Source organism: Novosphingopyxis sp. YJ-S2-01, assembly GCF_016093175.1.
Lineage (GTDB): Bacteria > Pseudomonadota > Alphaproteobacteria > Sphingomonadales > Sphingomonadaceae > Novosphingopyxis > Novosphingopyxis iocasae.
Genome location: NZ_JAEDAI010000001.1, coordinates 1028783 through 1045181 on the forward strand (window position 1 = coordinate 1028783; position 16399 = coordinate 1045181).

The 16399-nt window shown below is 59.5% G+C and carries 13 protein-coding genes; 9 read left to right on the top strand and 4 right to left on the bottom strand.

What is annotated here, in order from left to right; all coding sequences use genetic code 11:
* Positions 1-20 precede the first annotated feature (20 nt).
* The 5 genes from I6A82_RS05025 to I6A82_RS05045 are packed head-to-tail and all read left to right on the top strand — an operon-like array spanning position 21 to position 8229.
* Positions 21-1865, top strand: coding sequence for a type I restriction-modification system subunit M (locus I6A82_RS05025; protein ID WP_198094002.1), 1845 nt, complete (start codon positions 21-23; stop codon positions 1863-1865).
* Complete coding sequence (locus I6A82_RS05030; protein WP_198094003.1) at positions 1862-2230, top strand: hypothetical protein; 369 nt, start codon at positions 1862-1864, stop codon at positions 2228-2230. The genes I6A82_RS05025 and I6A82_RS05030 overlap by 4 nt, the downstream gene beginning before the upstream one ends.
* Positions 2227-4137 carry a restriction endonuclease subunit S gene (locus I6A82_RS05035; RefSeq protein ID WP_198094004.1) on the top strand — a complete coding sequence of 637 codons (1911 nt, stop codon included), beginning with the start codon at positions 2227-2229 and terminating at the stop codon, positions 4135-4137. The genes I6A82_RS05030 and I6A82_RS05035 overlap by 4 nt, the downstream gene beginning before the upstream one ends.
* Before the next feature lie 10 nt (positions 4138-4147).
* Entirely contained in the window at positions 4148-5095 is a 948-nt protein-coding gene (locus I6A82_RS05040) for a DUF4268 domain-containing protein (RefSeq protein WP_198094005.1), read from the top strand.
* Entirely contained in the window at positions 5095-8229 is a 3135-nt protein-coding gene (locus I6A82_RS05045; protein ID WP_198094006.1) for a type I restriction endonuclease subunit R, read from the top strand. Before I6A82_RS05040 ends, I6A82_RS05045 begins: the two co-directional genes overlap by 1 nt.
* 34 nt (positions 8230-8263) lie before the next feature.
* On the opposite strand, the gene I6A82_RS05050 is transcribed toward I6A82_RS05045, so the two are convergent.
* The 4 genes from I6A82_RS05050 to I6A82_RS05065 all read right to left on the bottom strand — a co-directional run bounded on the left by I6A82_RS05050 (position 8264) and on the right by I6A82_RS05065 (position 11270).
* A complete protein-coding gene (locus I6A82_RS05050) occupies positions 8264-9064 on the bottom strand; it encodes a hypothetical protein (RefSeq protein WP_198094007.1) in 801 nt (266 codons plus the stop codon).
* A gap of 21 nt (positions 9065-9085) precedes the next feature.
* A complete protein-coding gene (locus I6A82_RS05055) occupies positions 9086-9658 on the bottom strand; it encodes a hypothetical protein (protein ID WP_198094008.1) in 573 nt (190 codons plus the stop codon).
* A gap of 85 nt (positions 9659-9743) precedes the next feature.
* Positions 9744-10247: a hypothetical protein gene (locus I6A82_RS05060; RefSeq protein ID WP_198094009.1), complete on the bottom strand. Its 504-nt coding sequence runs from the start codon at positions 10245-10247 to the stop codon at positions 9744-9746.
* A 156-nt stretch (positions 10248-10403) separates the two neighbouring features.
* Entirely contained in the window at positions 10404-11270 is an 867-nt protein-coding gene (locus tag I6A82_RS05065; protein WP_198094010.1) for a 3'-5' exonuclease, read from the bottom strand.
* Positions 11271-11615: 345 nt separating this feature from the next.
* Here I6A82_RS05065 and I6A82_RS05070 point away from each other — a divergent pair, with 345 nt between their 5' ends.
* The 4 genes from I6A82_RS05070 (at position 11616) to I6A82_RS05085 (ending at position 16391) form a co-directional block, all read left to right on the top strand.
* Positions 11616-12311 (top strand): hypothetical protein, encoded by a 696-nt coding sequence (locus I6A82_RS05070; RefSeq protein WP_198094011.1) that lies wholly within the window; start codon positions 11616-11618, stop codon positions 12309-12311.
* A gap of 189 nt (positions 12312-12500) precedes the next feature.
* Positions 12501-14804: a plasmid recombination protein gene (locus I6A82_RS05075; protein WP_198094012.1), complete on the top strand. Its 2304-nt coding sequence runs from the start codon at positions 12501-12503 to the stop codon at positions 14802-14804.
* 206 nt (positions 14805-15010) lie between these two features.
* A complete protein-coding gene (locus I6A82_RS05080) occupies positions 15011-15535 on the top strand; it encodes a DUF421 domain-containing protein (protein ID WP_198094013.1) in 525 nt (174 codons plus the stop codon).
* 139 nt (positions 15536-15674) lie between these two features.
* Positions 15675-16391, top strand: coding sequence for a hypothetical protein (locus I6A82_RS05085; protein WP_232343295.1), 717 nt, complete (start codon positions 15675-15677; stop codon positions 16389-16391).
* Positions 16392-16399 lie beyond the last annotated feature (8 nt).

The following is a 16399-nucleotide window of genomic DNA, read 5'->3' on the forward strand; positions in this document are numbered from 1 at the left end:
ATCGGCAAACGAGGGAATTCATGAACCAGCAGTCTTTGTCGTCCTTTATCTGGTCGATCGCCGACCTACTGCGCGGCGCATACAAGCGCGCCGACTTCGGCAAGGTCATTCTTCCGTTTACCGTTCTTCGCCGCCTCGACCTAGTGCTGGCGGACACACGTGAGGCCGTGCTGGCCGAGAAAGCGAAGTGGGAAGGCAAGGACATGGATCCCGACGCATTTATGCGCCGGGCGTCAGGGTTCGGCTTTTACAACTCTTCCAAGCTGGACCTTCAGGGCATCCTTGGCGACCCCTCCAATATCGCCAGCAACCTGCACAGCTACATCGATGCATTCAGCCCTGAAGTGCGCGACATTTTCGAGAAGTTCGAATTCCACGCTCAGCTTGATAAGTTGGAAGAGAAGGACCTGATCTTCCAGGTGCTTGAACGGTTTCTCGATCCTCGCGTCGATCTGCACCCGGACAATCTGACGTCCGCCCAGATGGGCGATGCCTTCGAGGAACTGATCCGCAAATTCGCCGAGGATTCGAATGAGACTGCGGGTGAGCATTTCACCCCGCGCGATGTCATCCGCCTGATGGTGGAGCTCGTGTTCATCGAGGACGACGCTGTCCTTGGCGGGAAGGAAGGCCTGATCCGTCGCATATACGATCCGACCGTTGGCACGGGCGGAATGCTGTCCGTCGCCGATGAATTCCTGCGCGATGGAAATTACGGCGTTCAGCTGGTGATGAGCGGACAGGAACTGAACGCAGAGTCCTACGCCATCTGCAAGGCGGACATGCTCATCAAGGGGCAGGACGTGAACAACATCGTTTACGGCAATACGCTGTCGGACGATGGGCACGAGGGCAAGACATTCGATTACATGCTCGCCAACCCGCCGTTCGGTGTGGACTGGAAGGGTATCCGCCGTGTTGTGGAGAAGGAGCACAAGGAACATGGCTATGCCGGCCGCTTCGGTCCCGGCACCCCGCGCGTGTCCGATGGATCGCTGCTGTTTCTGCTGCACATGCTGTCCAAGATGCAGCCCGAAGCCGATGGCGGCTGCCGCTTTGGTATCGTGCTCAACGGCTCGCCGCTTTTCACCGGCGGTGCCGGTGGCGGGGAGAGCGAAATCCGCCGCTATTTGCTGGAGCATGATTTGGTGGAGGCGATCGTCGCCCTGCCGACGGACATGTTCTTCAACACCGGCATCGCGACCTATGTCTGGATCGTGTCCAACCGAAAGCCGAAGGCGCGCAAGGGCAAGACGCAGCTGATCGACGGAAGCGCTTTTTTCCGCAAGATGCGCAAGTCGCTGGGATCGAAGCGGCGTGAAATCGGCGAGCAGGATCGTGAGACGCTGGTCAAGCTGTTCGGCGATGGCGAACCGATGGACATGGTCACGCTGCTGAATGTGGACGGCAAGGAGGTCGATCGCAGCATCATCGCCCCCGATGCGCCCCCGCCTGAGGCTCCCGAAGGCGGCAAGGCTAAGCGCGCGCCGGTATCGCTCGTGCTTCCGAACGAGGCTTTCGGATATCACCAGATTACGGTCGAGCGACCGCTACTGAACGAGTACGGTGAACCCGTTCTAGTCACGCGAGGCAAGAACAAGGGCGAACCGCAGCCCGACACGGCCCTGCGCGATACCGAGATTGTTCCGCTGGCAGATGACATCGCCAAATACTTCGAGCGTGAGGTTTTGCCTCACGTTGCCGACGCCTGGATCGACGAAAGCAAGACCAAGGTCGGCTACGAAATCCCGTTCAATCGGCATTTCTACGTCTTCGAACCACCGCGCCCGTTGTCCGAAATCGATGCAGAGCTTGCCGACGTGACGGCCGACATCCAAACCATGCTGCGGGAGATGGCAGCGTGAAGGGTGAGGAATTCGTCGCGGCGGTGACAGCGTTAGTCGAAGCGCATCCGGACATCCGGCAAAGCGGCGATCGTCATCCTGCCCATTGCAACCTCTATTCGACGGCGGCTGGACCTCCAATTGCTACCGAGCCTGAGCGCAAACGCGTCGCGAATATTTGGGTGCGTGCTGACAGCGTTCGGCGGCATCGGTTAGCGGAAATCGAAAGCGAGTTCTTCGAATACTGCACCTTCGATATCAGCAAGCCGAACCACAACCTGTTTCGAGAACCCGGCTTTAAGGACGCCGACCTGATCCGCTTTCAGGTCAGTTCGCTATGGCAAGCCGTGCAGGTCATCTCGGAAGTAGCAGGTGACGGGTCGTGAGCTTTCCTGCTTATCCAGAATACAGGGATAGCGGGCTCGAATGGTTGGGTAAGGTTCCGGCCGGGTGGGATATCAAGCCACTGAAGACCGTGGCGGCATACAACGTCGAGAAACTACCGGACACGACCGATCCTTCGCTTGAATTCCGATACATCGAGATCGCCGATGTCGATGCGGTCACCGGTATTGGCGCTTTGGATATTTACGATTTCGAGAACGCACCAAGCCGAGCCAGGCGGGTCGTTTCCCCTGGTGACGTTATTGTCTCGACCGTTCGAACTTATTTGCGCGCGATAGCCAAGGTGCCAGCTTCAGAAGAATTGACCATCGCTTCGACCGGGTTTTGCGCACTGCGGGCCAGCGAGGTTGATTGCGGGTATTTGGCCTATGCGGTTCGCAGCGATCATTTCATCGAGGATGTTATTAGCCGTTCCGTTGGGGTTAGCTATCCGGCTATTAACGCCGACGAACTCGTGACCATCAAGGTCCCGGTCCCTTCACAAGCAGAGCAGCACGCCATCACCGCGTTCCTGGACCGCGAGACGGCGAAGATCGATGCGGCGGTGGCGGCGCAGGAGCGGTTAATCACGCTGCTCGCAGAAAAGCGCGCTGCGACCATCTCCCACGCCGTCACTAAGGGTCTCGACCCCGACGCCCCCATGAAAGCCAGTGGCATCGAATGGCTCGGCCAGATACCGGCGCATTGGGAGATCAGCAGGGTCGCCAACATTTTCTCCGAGGTTGTCGAAGCCTCCGATGACACTCGCCCCGTCCTCAGCGTATCGATTCATGACGGCGTATCCGACGATGAGATCGAAGAGGATGATCGCCCACGCATGGTAGTGCGAAGCGAGGATCGCTCGAAATACAAGGCCGTGGAACCTGGGGATCTGGTCTACAACATGATGCGCGCCTGGCAGGGAGGCTTCGGTTCGGTGAGGGTCCGTGGGGCCGTCAGTCCCGCCTATGTAGTTGCCCGGCCGGCTGCTCCAAACTGGGCGGAATACGCGAATTTCGTGCTGCGCACACCGCAGGCGGTGACGGAACTGAAGCGCTATTCGCGCGGTGTCACTGATTTTCGGCTTCGTCTGTATTGGGATGAGTTCAAGAACATCGTCCTGCCAAAGCCTCCGGCAAACGAGATCACTGAAATACTTGATCACATCTCGTCGGTAACGGCGGATCTCGAAGAGCTCGAAATGCGCATGACCGAGGCGACTGAACTTTTGGGCGAACGGCGCGCTGCCCTGATTTCCGCCGCCGTCACCGGTAAGATCGACGTTCGCGGCGAGGTCACAGCGGACAACGTGGTATCACTAGACGAGTATCGCGCTGCGGTTGGCGCAGTCGCGATCGCCCAGCTGGGCAAGATGGGGCGGATGGCCGTGATGAAGGGCGGCTACCTCGCCGAAGCATATGCAGGCATGCGTGAACTACAGGGCCATTACGAGCGCAACGCGGCTGGACCCTATTGCTTGGGTGTCGTCCAGGGTATGGAACGCGGTGCCGCCGACCGACACGGAATCGCGGTGCGGGAGAGTGAGGGCAAAGCCTCTTATGATCTTCCGGCAGGTTTTGAGATCCCCACTGCTGAATTGCGTGACCGGTTCGGCATCGATCGCGCTAACCGGTTCCTCTCCCTGCTGACGGAATTGAGCGAATTTAGCCGCGAGGGCGTGGAGGCTATCGCCACGCTCTACGCTGCATGGAATGATCTCCTCGCGAGCGGGGGTGAGGTCTACGAGGTTGCCGTCCACCGAGAGGTTCTGGACAACTGGCACCCCGAGAAGCGTGAGAAATTTAATACCGATACGCTGACTCACTGGATGGACTGGATGCGTCGCAACGGTGTCGTGCCCGATGGCACCGCTCCACGCACCGACCATCAGGCAGGGCTCGAATTTTGAGGGTGAGAGAATGAATGAACTGGGGGCCATCGGGCGACTATCGCGAGTGCCATTGCGCGAAGTATGGGCACATGAAGCTTACGACTTCACGCGCTGGTTGCAGGACAACATCGATGTCCTAACCTCCGCTATCGGCATCGGGCTGGATAACGTTGAGCGCGAACAGTCTGCCGGGGCGTTCAACATTGACCTCGTGGCCGAGGACGAGGCGGGCGCGAAAGTCATCATCGAGAACCAGCTCGGTAAAAGCGACCACGATCATCTCGGCAAAGTGCTGACCTATCTCGCTGCGATGAATGCTCGTGCGGCTATATGGATCGTTGCAGACCCACGGCCCGAACACGTCGCAGCGGTCTCGTGGCTTAACGATAGTTCCAGCGCGGACTTCTACCTGCTCAAGGTGGAGGCTGTCCGCATCGGCGAAAGCGAGCCCGCACCGCTCCTGACCCGAATTGTCGGTCCATCCGCCGAGACCAAGGCCGTCGCCGCACAGAACCGCGAATTTGCCCAGCGCTATGACCTTCGCGAAAAGTGGTGGGCGAACCTCGTTGCTCGGCCTGACGCGCATCTGCACAAGCATTTGACACCGGGGCGCTACAGCTGGATCGGCTTGAGTTCCGGGGTGCGCGGACTGAACCTGAACTACGCGGTCCGCCAGCATGACAGTCAAGCCGAGTTCTATATCGATCGCGGTCAGGACTGCGACAAAGAAAACCGGCACATCTTCGACCAGCTGCACGACAAGAAGGGCACGATCGAGGAGGCCTTTGGTGGTTCCTTGACTTGGGAGGCGCTTGAAGGGAAGCGCGCCTGCCGGATCAGCTATGCCGTCGAAGGCGGCTACAAAAGCGACGAGGAGGAATGGGACGAGATCCAGGATAAGTTGGTTGCCGTCATGAACCGATTGGCGACTGCCATCAAACCACACCTGCCGAAACTGCAACTGGACGTGTCTTAATGGCTAAGCTGCACGAAGAAGCCACGATGGAAGGTGAAATCTGCGCCACCCTGCAGAAGAAGGGATGGCTGTATGATTACGGAGCCGACGTCGATTACGACCGCCAGCGCGCACTCTATCCGCCCGATTTGATAGCCTGGGTGCAGGAAACTCAGCCAGAAGCATTGGAGACGTTGGAGAAGCGTCACGGCGAGGAGGCAGCCAAGGCAAAGCTTCTGGATCGCGTGCGCAAAGTGCTGGACGAGAAGGGCACGCTTGCGACGTTGCGCTCGGGAATGGAGATGGTCGGCATTCGGCGCACCATTCGTCTGGCGCAATTCCGTCCTGCCAGCGGGCTAAATCCCGAGATCACCGACCGCTACGACGCGAACCGCCTGCGAGTGGTCCAGCAAGTCCGGTATCGTCTCGACAGCGAGCACTCCATCGATCTCGTCCTCTTCCTGAATGGCATTCCCACGGCGACCATCGAGCTGAAAACGGACTTCACGCAGAGCGTGGAGGATGCGGTCGAGCAGTATCGCAAGGACCGGGAGCCGCACCCCAAGGGCGGGCGGCTGGAGCCCTTACTGTCCTTCCCCGGCGGCGCTCTGGTGCATTTCGCGGTGTCCAGTAGTCTCGTGCGGATGACGACCAAGTTGGCAGGCAAAGCCACCCGATTTTTGCCTTTCGACCGGGGCAACAGAGGCGGTGCTGGCAACGAACCGTACCCGTACGGTGCAGCAACCTCATACCTTTGGGAAGATATTCTCGCGCGCGATAGCTGGCTCGATATTCTTGGGCGCTACATGGTTGCCAAGCGCGACAAGAAGGGCAATCTGTCGGCCCTGTTTTTCCCGCGCTACCACCAGCTCGATGCGACCCGGAGACTGGTAAAGCAGGTGCGCGATGATGGCGCGGGCGGTGCCTACCTGATCCAGCACTCGGCAGGCAGCGGTAAGACCGCCTCGATCGCTTGGACCGCGCATTTCCTCTCCGAACTGCACGATGCTGACGACAACAAGATGTTTTCGACGGTGATCGTCGTGTCTGATCGGCGCGTGATCGACGGCCAGCTCCAGGATGCGCTTTTCGATTTCGAGCGCACGGTTGGCGTGGTTGAGACCATCAAGAACAGCGGCGGAGCGAAAAGCGGCCAGCTGGCCGAGGCGCTGGCAGCCGGCAAGAAGATCATCGTCTGCACCATACAGACATTTCCCTACGCCCTTGAGACAGTGCGGGAGAAAGCTGCCACAGACGGCAAGACGTTCGCGGTCATCGCAGACGAGGCGCATAGCAGCCAAGCTGGCATGGCCGCCGCGACGTTGCGCCAGCTGTTGGCCAGCGATGCAGCGGCCAGCTTACAGGACGAAGGCGAGGTCGACATTGAGGATCTGCTGGCTGCGCAAATGAAGGCGCGGGCTGATGACCGTGGCATCACCTATATCGCTTTCACGGCGACGCCGAAGAACAAGACCCTTGAGCTGTTCGGCAGGTTGAAGGATCCGTCCGCTCCTCCTTCCGACGCGAATGGATACGAGGCATTCCACGTTTATTCGATGCGCCAAGCGATCGAAGAGGGTTTCATCCTCGACGTGCTGCGCAATTACACGCCCTATGCAACGGCGTTCAAGCTCGCCCAGAAGGGCAAGGATGGCTTGAAGGAGATCGACGACAAGGAAGTCGAACGCTCCGCTGCCACGAAGAAGATCATGCGATGGGTTCGCCTTCATCCGCACAACATTGCGCAGAAGGTCCAGATCACCGTCGAGCATTTCCGTGAAAACGTCGCCCCCCTGCTTGAAGGGCAGGCGAAGGCGATGGTGGTTCTCGGTAGCCGGAAGGAAGCCGTGCGCTGGAAGGTCGCGCTGGACAAATACCTCGCCGACAACGGTTACACGAAACTCAAGGCACTGGTCGCGTTCTCCGGAGAGGTGAATGATCTGGAGAGTTTTCCGGAACCGGTCACCGAGACGAGCGCAGATCTCAACCCGACGCTGCACGGCCGCGATATCCGTGACGCTTTCGACGACGAGAACGCGCGCCTGCTGTTGGTCGCGAACAAATTCCAGACCGGGTTCGACGAACCCAAGCTATGTGGGATGTATGTGGACCGTAAGTTGGCCGGTGTGCAGGCGGTCCAGACCCTGTCGCGGTTGAACCGTTCACATCCAGGCAAAGATACCACCTATGTCCTCGACTTCGTGAACAGCTCCGATGCGGTGCTGGAAGCGTTCCGAACCTATTACGAGACCGCTGAACTGGACGGCATGACTGATCCAGAGATGATCTTCACCCTGAAGGACAAGCTCGATGGAGGGGGCTGGTATGACACGCCTGAGGTGGAACGGGTCATCGAGGTCATTACCTCACCGGGCGCGTCGCAGGGGAAACTGTCGGCTGCTCTACAGCCTGTAGCGCAGAGATTGGTGAAGCGCTTCGCGGAGGGCCGGGAATCCTTGCAGTCCGCGAAGGAGGGCGAACAGGACCAGGCAGCGGCTGAAGCGAAAGACCGCATCGACGCCCTGACGCTCATGAAGGGCGACATGCAGCAATATATGCGGCTGTATTCGTATCTCAGCCAGATGATTGATTACGGCCATACAGGGGTGGAAAAGCGTTACTGGTTCTACCGCTATCTGTTGCCGCTTCTGGATTTCGAACGAGAGAACCCCGAGGTCGATCTGTCGCAAGTAACTCTCACCCACCATGCGGTGCGCGCGCTCAATCAGGCCGTGATGGATTTGGGAGAGGGGGAGGCGGAACCCTTGAAGCCGATCACTGCTGCTGGATCTGGCTCCGTCCAGGACAAGGACAAGGCAGCGCTTTCGCAGATCATCGCCAAGGTGAACGCGCTCTTCGAGGGCGATTTAACCGATGGGGATCAGCTGAGCTTTGTCCGCAGTGTGAAGGACAAGCTGATGGAATCAGAGACGCTGCGTGCGCAGGCGCGTGCCAATAGCGAGGCACAGTTCAAAGCGTCGCCCACGATCGATCCCGAAATGCTCGAAGCTGCGATCGCAGCGATGGAGGCTCACGAGTCAATGGGTGTTCAGGTGATCAATTCGGCCCGTGTAAGGGCGGGGCTGAAGAATTTGCTGCTGAACAATCTCGACCTTTACAGCGACCTTCGGGCAGAGGTCGCAGCAGAAGCCTGAAGGTGCCGCTGCCGGTGCAGCGGCACCTTCAGCCTTACGCCGCCAAGGGCGCAGGGATGAGGGTAGCTCGTATTTCGTCAGCATACCGACGCAGCAGCGGCGCGCAGATCGCTTGTGGTCGTTGACGTAAGAACGCTTCGCACAGGGCGAGATGCATACCCAGAATAGTGGTCGGCACCTGCCCTTCCAGCCTTAGCAAGGCAGTCAGAGCAAGTGAGGTGAAAAGCACATCCCGCTCGCAGTGTTCTTGAAGCGTGCTCCAGCGAATTTCCTTCTCCCGGACTCCCGGATCGGCTTTGCCAATCATGAGCCCAACAGGCAGGCCCAATCGGAGGAGCAGTTCGCTCAAGTGATGCCAAGTCTTGCCGCCCGCCTTCATGGCCAGCCCAATATCGATGTGTCGAAGGTCGCGCCAACGAGGCCCTTCCGGTGGCTGCAGCTGCCGCGGCAATTCAAGGTCGGCGCTCATCGCTGCGAGCATCATGATCTGGCAATCGTGGGCTATGCTCCCGTGCCCGACGAGAACATGATCCGAATACCGCCGCATCGTCTGGAACGCCTGCGAGAGGATATCGGATTCGGTGAGCCCTTCAGTTGCGAGCCAGGTCTGCAAAGGTTCGGTCGATAGCCTGCCGAGCGCGTCGAATTCGATCGCCCAAAGCGATACGGCGATGAGCTTCCGGCATCCAATCCGTGCATGATCGTTCTTTCTGTCGATAGAGTCGTAAGCCTCCCTCAGATACGGATCCCAGATGCTTTCTGTGTCGAGGATCAAGTATTTCTGATTGCGGCGGCGTGTAGTTGGCATTTCCATTATTCTTTTCCTCTCAGCCATGATTGGCGGCTATTGCGTTATTCAAAAGGGGAGCGGCCTTGCCCGCTCCAAGACCCGCCACGCCTCCCAGGCGGCGTAGAGATGGGCGCGTTCGTCGCGATCACGGACGATTCCAAGCGCTGTCACCCACACCGCCTGCGCCCGATCGGCGGCTTTGCGCGTGGCTTGTGCGAGGTGTGGCGGCCGGTCGCTGACCATCAAGCCGTGGTCCCTGCCGAGCCCCGCCAGCGTCTTCTCGCGCGCGCGGATAACGTGACGCCGGAGCGAGGGCAGCTCCGCGGTTCCTGGCAGTTCTTCGTAGGAGCGGCGCCGATGACGCAGATACTTCGTTCGATGTTTGTCCGAGGAGGGCCGGCAGCCGATCGCGTAGGTGTGGCGGTGCAGCAGGCAGCGCACATGCGCAGCAGGCGCTCGCCAGTCACCATCCGGCTCGAAGGTCACACGGGTCGATGCGAACCGTGCCTCGGTGTCGCCGATTCGCTCGACCGAGAAGGTGGCAAGGCAGACGATCGGTCCGACCGGGCCATCGACTTTGTGGATGCTCGGCATACGCACCGTCGAGATGGCTAGGACGTGGTTTGGGTGTTCCAGCATTGGTGTCTCCCACAATGCGCTGCGGGCGGCATCTCCGGAGAGACACCGCCCGCGAACGACTGGCTTTTCAGGATGGGGTTGTGGGTTACGCGGCCACGGTGGCAGGGCCGCGTTCGAAGATCACAACCTGCGGATCCCATCCGTCGCCATCGATGCGCGTATCTGCCAGGGCTGCATCGTAACGCGCCTGTGCTGCCGACATGGCCTTCGGAAGCTTCGCGGCCGATGGCACCCGTGTCTCCTGCACAAGCCAGCGGCTATCGAGGCGGAAGCAGCGCGCGCGATCGGTGGTAATCAACTGTAGGGGCTTTGCCGTGCTGCGTTGGACGATCTCCACCGGCAGCAGCTCTGCCCCATTCACTGTTCGCAGCACCAGGACGGTCAGGAACGGTTCGGTGGCTGCAATGCTGGAGTAGCAATGGATTAGCGTATCCTGCCTTTCGGCGATGGCTTTCAGGGCGATCGCGCACAGGATCGCATCATTGGGCTCGTCAATCGCGGCGAATGCCAGCCCGGTCATGATTGGCGCCTCCTTGGGGAAGCCGAGTTCATTGCGCAGCGCCATCATATGGCGCTTGCGAAGCTGCACGCCGCGATCATTCGTATTCGTCATTTCCGTAATCCTTCGTTTGAGGTTGCGGCCATATTTCGGCCGGAGCATTTTTCCGTTCCCGGTTCCTGCTCACCCCCTTCGATCTTTCCGAACCCGACGCCGATGGCTGCCCACCGTCGCCAGCGGTCGGTGTCAGTCCTTCCAGTGGCGGGTATGCCACGTCATGGTTTTCCGAGTGGGCCGAGCACCCGGTGCGATGCGCAACAGCAAGGCCAGCTCCGCGTGCACATCCGCCTGTGCGACTTCGGTCCACCAGACCTTCTGGTCTGGGTTCCAGCGATAGCCGAACCGCTTGAGTTCGTGCCGCGTCTCGTAGGGTGCGCGCTCGGCGAAGATACGGACGGTCGGCACCTGCGCGGTGCGCATTGCCTCAGCTAAGACGGTCTCGCCGGTAGGGAGCTCGCTTTGCAGCAAAGCCATTAGCGCTTCGACATCGGCCATTGCATCATGGGCGGTCGGCGCGAACTGGCCAAGCTGCATCAGCAAGTGCCCGAGCTTTCCGCCGTCGAACCGGTGACCCAACCAGTCGACGTCGCGGAAGGAGCAGATCCATGGCAGGTGTTCGATGCTAGGCAATAAGCGCCGGCAAAATCCAGAGTCGAAGCCAGCATTGTGAGCGAGCACTGCATCGGCCTGACAGATGAACTCGGTCAGCGCAGGTTGCTTGATCCGCTTGCCGCGAACGGTGAGATTGTCGATGCCCGTGAGTTTGGTGATCCTGGCAGGGATTTGTCGCCCAGGGTCAGCAAGGCCTGTGCCGTGATCGACGACCTGCAGGATGCGTCCGTCGCGGGATACACCGACTATCGCGACTGCGATCTGGATTACATTGTCCCGCGAGGGATCAAGGCCATCGGTTTCGCAATCGACGATTGCAAGCCGGGTCGCCACGGGTTCGTCGGTGGCATTCGGCCAGTCATCAATGCGTGGTATCCTGCGAAGAGTGCGCACGGGCGTGGCGCTGTCCGTGCGTGGCCATTCGATCGGTTTTGTATTCATATTCAATCCTCATCGTGATGATGAGGACAGCCGAAGGCGACTTTTCCCTCTCCTACTGTCCTCACGGACAGCAATGCTCGTCAGCTTTCGCACGGGGTCTTACGGTATCTTGGCGACTTTCGCCTTGCGAGAGCACGCCGCCCGAACAGTGAAGATGGGAGCGTTAACCTTTTTTTGCGATGAAATGAGCGATATCGAGGACGAACGGAGCCAAAACTGCTTGGCACCCCCCCGAAAGTGATTCCTATAAGCCCTGTTGCCTTATGAAAAAATCATAAGGTCCGACTTGTAGCCCGCAAGACCGGCTAAGAACACGCATGGTAGGGCCCATGCTGGGATCTTACCATGACCAAGAAACTAGCGCCACCTTTTGAAGCGGCGTGCGAAGAACTCGACAGCTACTTTCGCAAGACCCACCACATCATGACCACCAGACAGCTGAAGGCTGCCTGCGGCGGATATGGAAGCAACGAAACCTATCTAGAGTATATCAGACGCTGGACAGCGGAGCGTGTTGAAAGGACCGGCGTGCTTTCGACGGTTCTCTCACTACACAAACAGATCGAGAGTTTCACGAAAACAACAGATTTGTTGCTCGGCACGCTCTCCGATCAGCTTCGGATGTGTCCGATAGAATTTTCCACCGAAGACGAGGCAGGTGCGAGCTTCATCGAGAGCGCTGCCGACCGTGGGAATTCCTCTGTCAATTCGCCCACCGCGATTTCGAACGAGATTGCTGGTGCGCACGCTCCTGAGGAAGACTCTCCTGCAAGGATCGCGCGACTTGCCGGAAGTGCGGCGCAGGCAAGCGAAGCCCGCTTTCTCGACGAAAACGCAGTGGGCGCATCGGAAAAGCAGCATCGAGGCGAGCCGACAGATGGGGCCTCGCCGTCGGCCCGGCCGACCGCGATAGCACCAGAGACTGGAGATGCGTCCCTCTCTCGTGACGAGATGGGCAGCCGCCAAGCTGCCCTGCCACTCGGCACGAACCAGTCCGTAACGGACGAGAGGGAGACAATGCATGACCGGAGTGCGAACTGATGTGCGCTCTCCGGTCATCATGCGGCGGCCATTCGGCCGCCGCTGCCCCGGGCCGTATGGCAGGAGGGGCATATGCACGCCGGGCTTCGCTCCGGCGGCGAACGGGGGGTAATTCGCAGAATTACCCCAGAGTGAGTGTAGGGCTAATTACTAATCCTTCTGGCGACCTGTCTGGTGAACGCGTTCGCCATGGCTGAAAAACCCAACTATGCAATCATGCGGATTGGCAAGATTCACTCCCGTGTGGTGCTCGACGCTGTCGAGTGGCACAACACCCGCCAGATCCCTGCGCGCACGGTTGAGGGGGCTCCTATACCGGACGAGTGGAACAGCATGACGGGTCGCTATCGTGACCGCGCCGATAAGATCCTTAAGGAAACAGGTGCCACGCACGAGCAGGGAAAAGTCCTCGCTGTCGAGGTGCTCGTCACCGCGTCGCCAGAATGGTGGGCCACTGCCTCCAAGGACCAAATGCGGGATTGGTGGAAAGCACAGTACGAGTACGCCGAACACCTATTTGGACCTGGCTTGCTGGCGTTCACGCCGCATCTCGACGAATCGACGCCTCACGCGCAATTCGTCGGTCTCCCACTCTACCATTCGGTGGCCAAGAAGCCGGGTCCCAAGCCGAAAGATCCCGAAAAACTGCGGAAGCGGTTGGAGGAAGAAGAGAAGGGATCGAAGATCTGGCGTCTTTCGCACGATGCCGTCTTCGGCGGAGGTCCGGTCGGTTTGGCGAAGCGTCAAACGGAATATCACCAATTCGTGGCGCATCTCGGCCTGACCAGGGGCAAGGATACTGTAGGTCTGGGCATCAAGAACATTCCGCTAAAGCACTACGCCAAGCTGCTCACGCAAATGGAGCGCGACTTGGCGCGACAGGCTGCTGAGCTGGCGGAGAAAAGCGATACGCTCGAGCATTATGATGCAGAGCTTAAGCACGGTTTTGACCGTCTGACACAACAGCGTGCTGCGATCGAAATGGACGAACTCGACCTCTTCAAGCGCCACGAGGAGGCTCGTCTGGCGTCAGAGCAATTTGCGGAGCGCGAAGCCAGTCTAGAGAGACGCCTTCGCGCAATTAGCGATTCCGTCGGCGCATTACGCGAGAAGGAAGACGAGCTCGGACAGCGGGAGGCAAAGGCAAAACAAGAGCTCGCGGAGGTTGAAGAGAGGGCAAGGGCGCTAATTCAGAAGCGGGCCGAGCACGTAATCCAGCGGCGCGACCTCGCGGCACGCGAATTCGAAATCGGCGAACGCGAGCGCGCTTTGACTAAGCGCGATGCAGAGGTCGCAGAACGCGAGAAGAAGGCCAAGGGCGAAGTCGAGGAGCTTGGCCGACAAAAGCGAGAAATGGATCTCACGCTCGCACAGATCAGCATTGTCGTCGGCGTGTTTACAGGCCGGCTGAGAGCAACATGGGATGCTCTCCAGCAGCGTCCTAAAGTAATCCAAGGCGAGCTAACTGCGCGCGAAAGGGACGCATCCAAGGATCCGTGGCCTACCACATTGGCCACCGCCTTGCGGCACGCCGCTAGTATGGCCGAAAGGCGGCGTAGCCTGGCGGCAACACTGCGTTCGATGCTGGCAAAGGTAAGGATAAGAAAGGCCGCCGCTGCAGGAGTCGAGGCTCTTGCCAAAAAACGGGCTGGCGAAGCGAAAGCTTCGAATATTGCCGCACAAATGCGCTTGGCCACCGCCATGGATCGCGAAGCGAAGGCTGAGCGGCTTGAACGCGAAGCTGAAGCGAGAGCTAAGGCTGCTAGGGCCTTGGCGGATAGTGCGGAAGATCGACGTAAAGTGGCCGATTCCGTTCATAGCAGACGGGAGCAGGAACTGGCGCGGCTCGATGCGCAGATCGCTGAAAGGCAAAAGGCAGCATCCAGAGCGCAATCCCTGCGCGTTTCTGAGGAGGAAGCTCTAGCGAATGCGAATTCAGAGGTCTCGGTTCGCCGCGCCGAGCTTCATGCGCTGCAGCACGAGATTGCGCAGTTAGGGGCTCAAAAGGCCGGACTGGCGTCGGAAAAAACCGCACTTGAAGTCCAGGTCGCTTCACTCAAACGAGCGGATGAGGAATTGCAGCGCGAACGACGCGAAGTGAAGCGAGAGCGTGCCAACCTTGATGCTGCCAAGGCCGTATGGGACAGGTCGGTCACCACCTGGCAGAGGGCTATTGAGGATGGAGTAATGGTCGAGATAAAGGATTCGCAGATCATCTTGTCTCGCGATGTCGGTGACACCCAACTGCCGGTCGAGGAAATTCCGGTAGCGTCAATCGAACGTTCGCTGTTTCCTTTGCTGGCCCAAGTCCAGACGTTGAAGCGGATGGAGCACGAGATGGGCGATCTGCTTGATGATTTGGAGAACCGTCGGAAGCAGCTGGCCGAGGAGTATCCGGAACAAAAGAATACGCTGGAGAAGGCGCAGGCTGAGGATCGAAGCGCCGCGAACCGGATGTGGGCAGATCTCGCGAATCAGGGCCACCAACAGTAGGTAGTTATCGCCGAACGGGTTCGGTCAGGTCATCCTAGAGGGGACTCTTGACCTTCTCACACAGTGGGATACACAGCTTTTTGCCCAGACAGAAACCCACGGTTTTCTGCGGCTTTTTGGGTATAGTAGGTGTGGAGCGGAATCCCGCTACCCGCTCCATTTTTATCATGTCGCCGCCTTGCCCCTGCCGTGCTAGGCGTGCCGACATGTTCTTTCCCGACGATATCTGGCTCGACGTTCTCCTCCGTGGAACGATACTGACGATCATTGCGCTGTTGTTCGTTGTGTTCACGATTCGCATCGTGGGTCTGCGCAGCCTTTCCAAGATGACCAATTTCGACTTCGTATCGACAGTCGCGACCGGTTCGCTGCTGGCGAGCGCGGCGACGGTGAGCGAATGGCCTGCTTTCGTGCAGTGCCTCGTCGCCATCGTGCTCTTGTTCGCAGGGCAGTTTGTGCTCGCGAAAATGCGCAAGAGCACGGACGATATCGAGAATGTGCTCAGCAACAAGCCGCGCCTGTTGATGCGCGACGGAGTGATGAACGAAGAGGCGCTGAAGGCGGCGCGCGTTACCAAGAGCGATGTGATCGCCAAGCTGCGTGAGAGCAATGCGCTCGATTTTGATAAGGTTCGCGCGGTGATCCTCGAGTCGACCGGCGACATCTCGGTCCTGCACGGCGATCATTTCGACGATCGCCTGCTGGAAAATGTACGCGGCTTTGACGACTGACGAAGTCCGTCGGCGTTACAATTTGCGACAGTTTTGCCCGTCGTCGGCAAACTTGCGCGACATATCTTCTCTATTCCGGCCACTGTGACGAGACCCCTGCAAGGGTCTGTCCGTTCAACGGATGGAATTGGAGTAGAGTATGATGAAGAAATCGATCCTTTTGGGCGGCGCGGCGCTTCTGGCGACGGCGAGTGCCGCTTTCGCTCAGGGCGGCCCGCGCGATCAGGCGCCTGCCAACCGTGCCGAGGTTGCCGCCAAAGTGGATGCGCGCTTCGCCAGGATGGACGCCAATAGCGACGGTGTTGTCGATCAGGCCGATCGCGCTGCCCGGATGCAGCAACGGTTTGCGGCGCTCGATACGGACAATAATGGCGAACTCACCCAGGCTGAGCTGAAGGCCGGGCGCGATGCGATGCGCGCGAAACGGCAGGAGCGCCGTGCCGAGCGGCGCGCGAATCGCCCGGAGCCGACCGCCGAGCAGAAGCAGAAATGGGCCGAGCGCCGTGCAGCGCGCGGTGAGCGCAAGGGCGAGCGAGGCGCGAAGCGGTTCGCGGCGATGGACAAGGACGGCAATGGCGCGCTCAGTCTCGCCGAGTTCACGGATCGTCCGGCGCGCGGCAATCGCGCGGAAGCAACGGGCAAGCGCGGCGGCGGGCATCATCGCGGCGCGATGCGCATGATGAAAAGGGCTGACGCAAATCGGGACGGTGCGCTTTCTTTGCAAGAAATGCGTAACGCGGCTCTTGCACGTTTCGACAAGGTCGATACGGACGGCGACGGAACCATCTCCGCCGCCGAGCGCGAGGCGGCTCGCGATGCGCGCAAGGCGCGCCGGGCCCAGCGTCAGGCCGGCTGAACCGGAAC

Bases quoted from the DNA above. Each gene is read 5' to 3' on its own strand.
- I6A82_RS05025 (WP_198094002.1), top strand. From the start codon at position 21: ATGAACCAGCAGTCTTTGTCGTCCTTTATCTGGTCGATCGCCGACCTA.
- I6A82_RS05040 (WP_198094005.1), top strand. From the start codon at position 4,148: ATGAATGAACTGGGGGCCATCGGGCGACTATCGCGAGTGCCATTGCGC.
- I6A82_RS05045 (WP_198094006.1), top strand. From the start codon at position 5,095: ATGGCTAAGCTGCACGAAGAAGCCACGATGGAAGGTGAAATCTGCGCC.
- I6A82_RS05050 (WP_198094007.1), bottom strand. From the start codon at position 9,064: ATGGCTGAGAGGAAAAGAATAATGGAAATGCCAACTACACGCCGCCGC.
- I6A82_RS05055 (WP_198094008.1), bottom strand. From the start codon at position 9,658: ATGCTGGAACACCCAAACCACGTCCTAGCCATCTCGACGGTGCGTATG.
- I6A82_RS05065 (WP_198094010.1), bottom strand. From the start codon at position 11,270: ATGAATACAAAACCGATCGAATGGCCACGCACGGACAGCGCCACGCCC.
- I6A82_RS05070 (WP_198094011.1), top strand. From the start codon at position 11,616: ATGACCAAGAAACTAGCGCCACCTTTTGAAGCGGCGTGCGAAGAACTC.
- I6A82_RS05075 (WP_198094012.1), top strand. From the start codon at position 12,501: ATGGCTGAAAAACCCAACTATGCAATCATGCGGATTGGCAAGATTCAC.
- I6A82_RS05080 (WP_198094013.1), top strand. From the start codon at position 15,011: ATGTTCTTTCCCGACGATATCTGGCTCGACGTTCTCCTCCGTGGAACG.
- I6A82_RS05085 (WP_232343295.1), top strand. From the start codon at position 15,675: ATGATGAAGAAATCGATCCTTTTGGGCGGCGCGGCGCTTCTGGCGACG.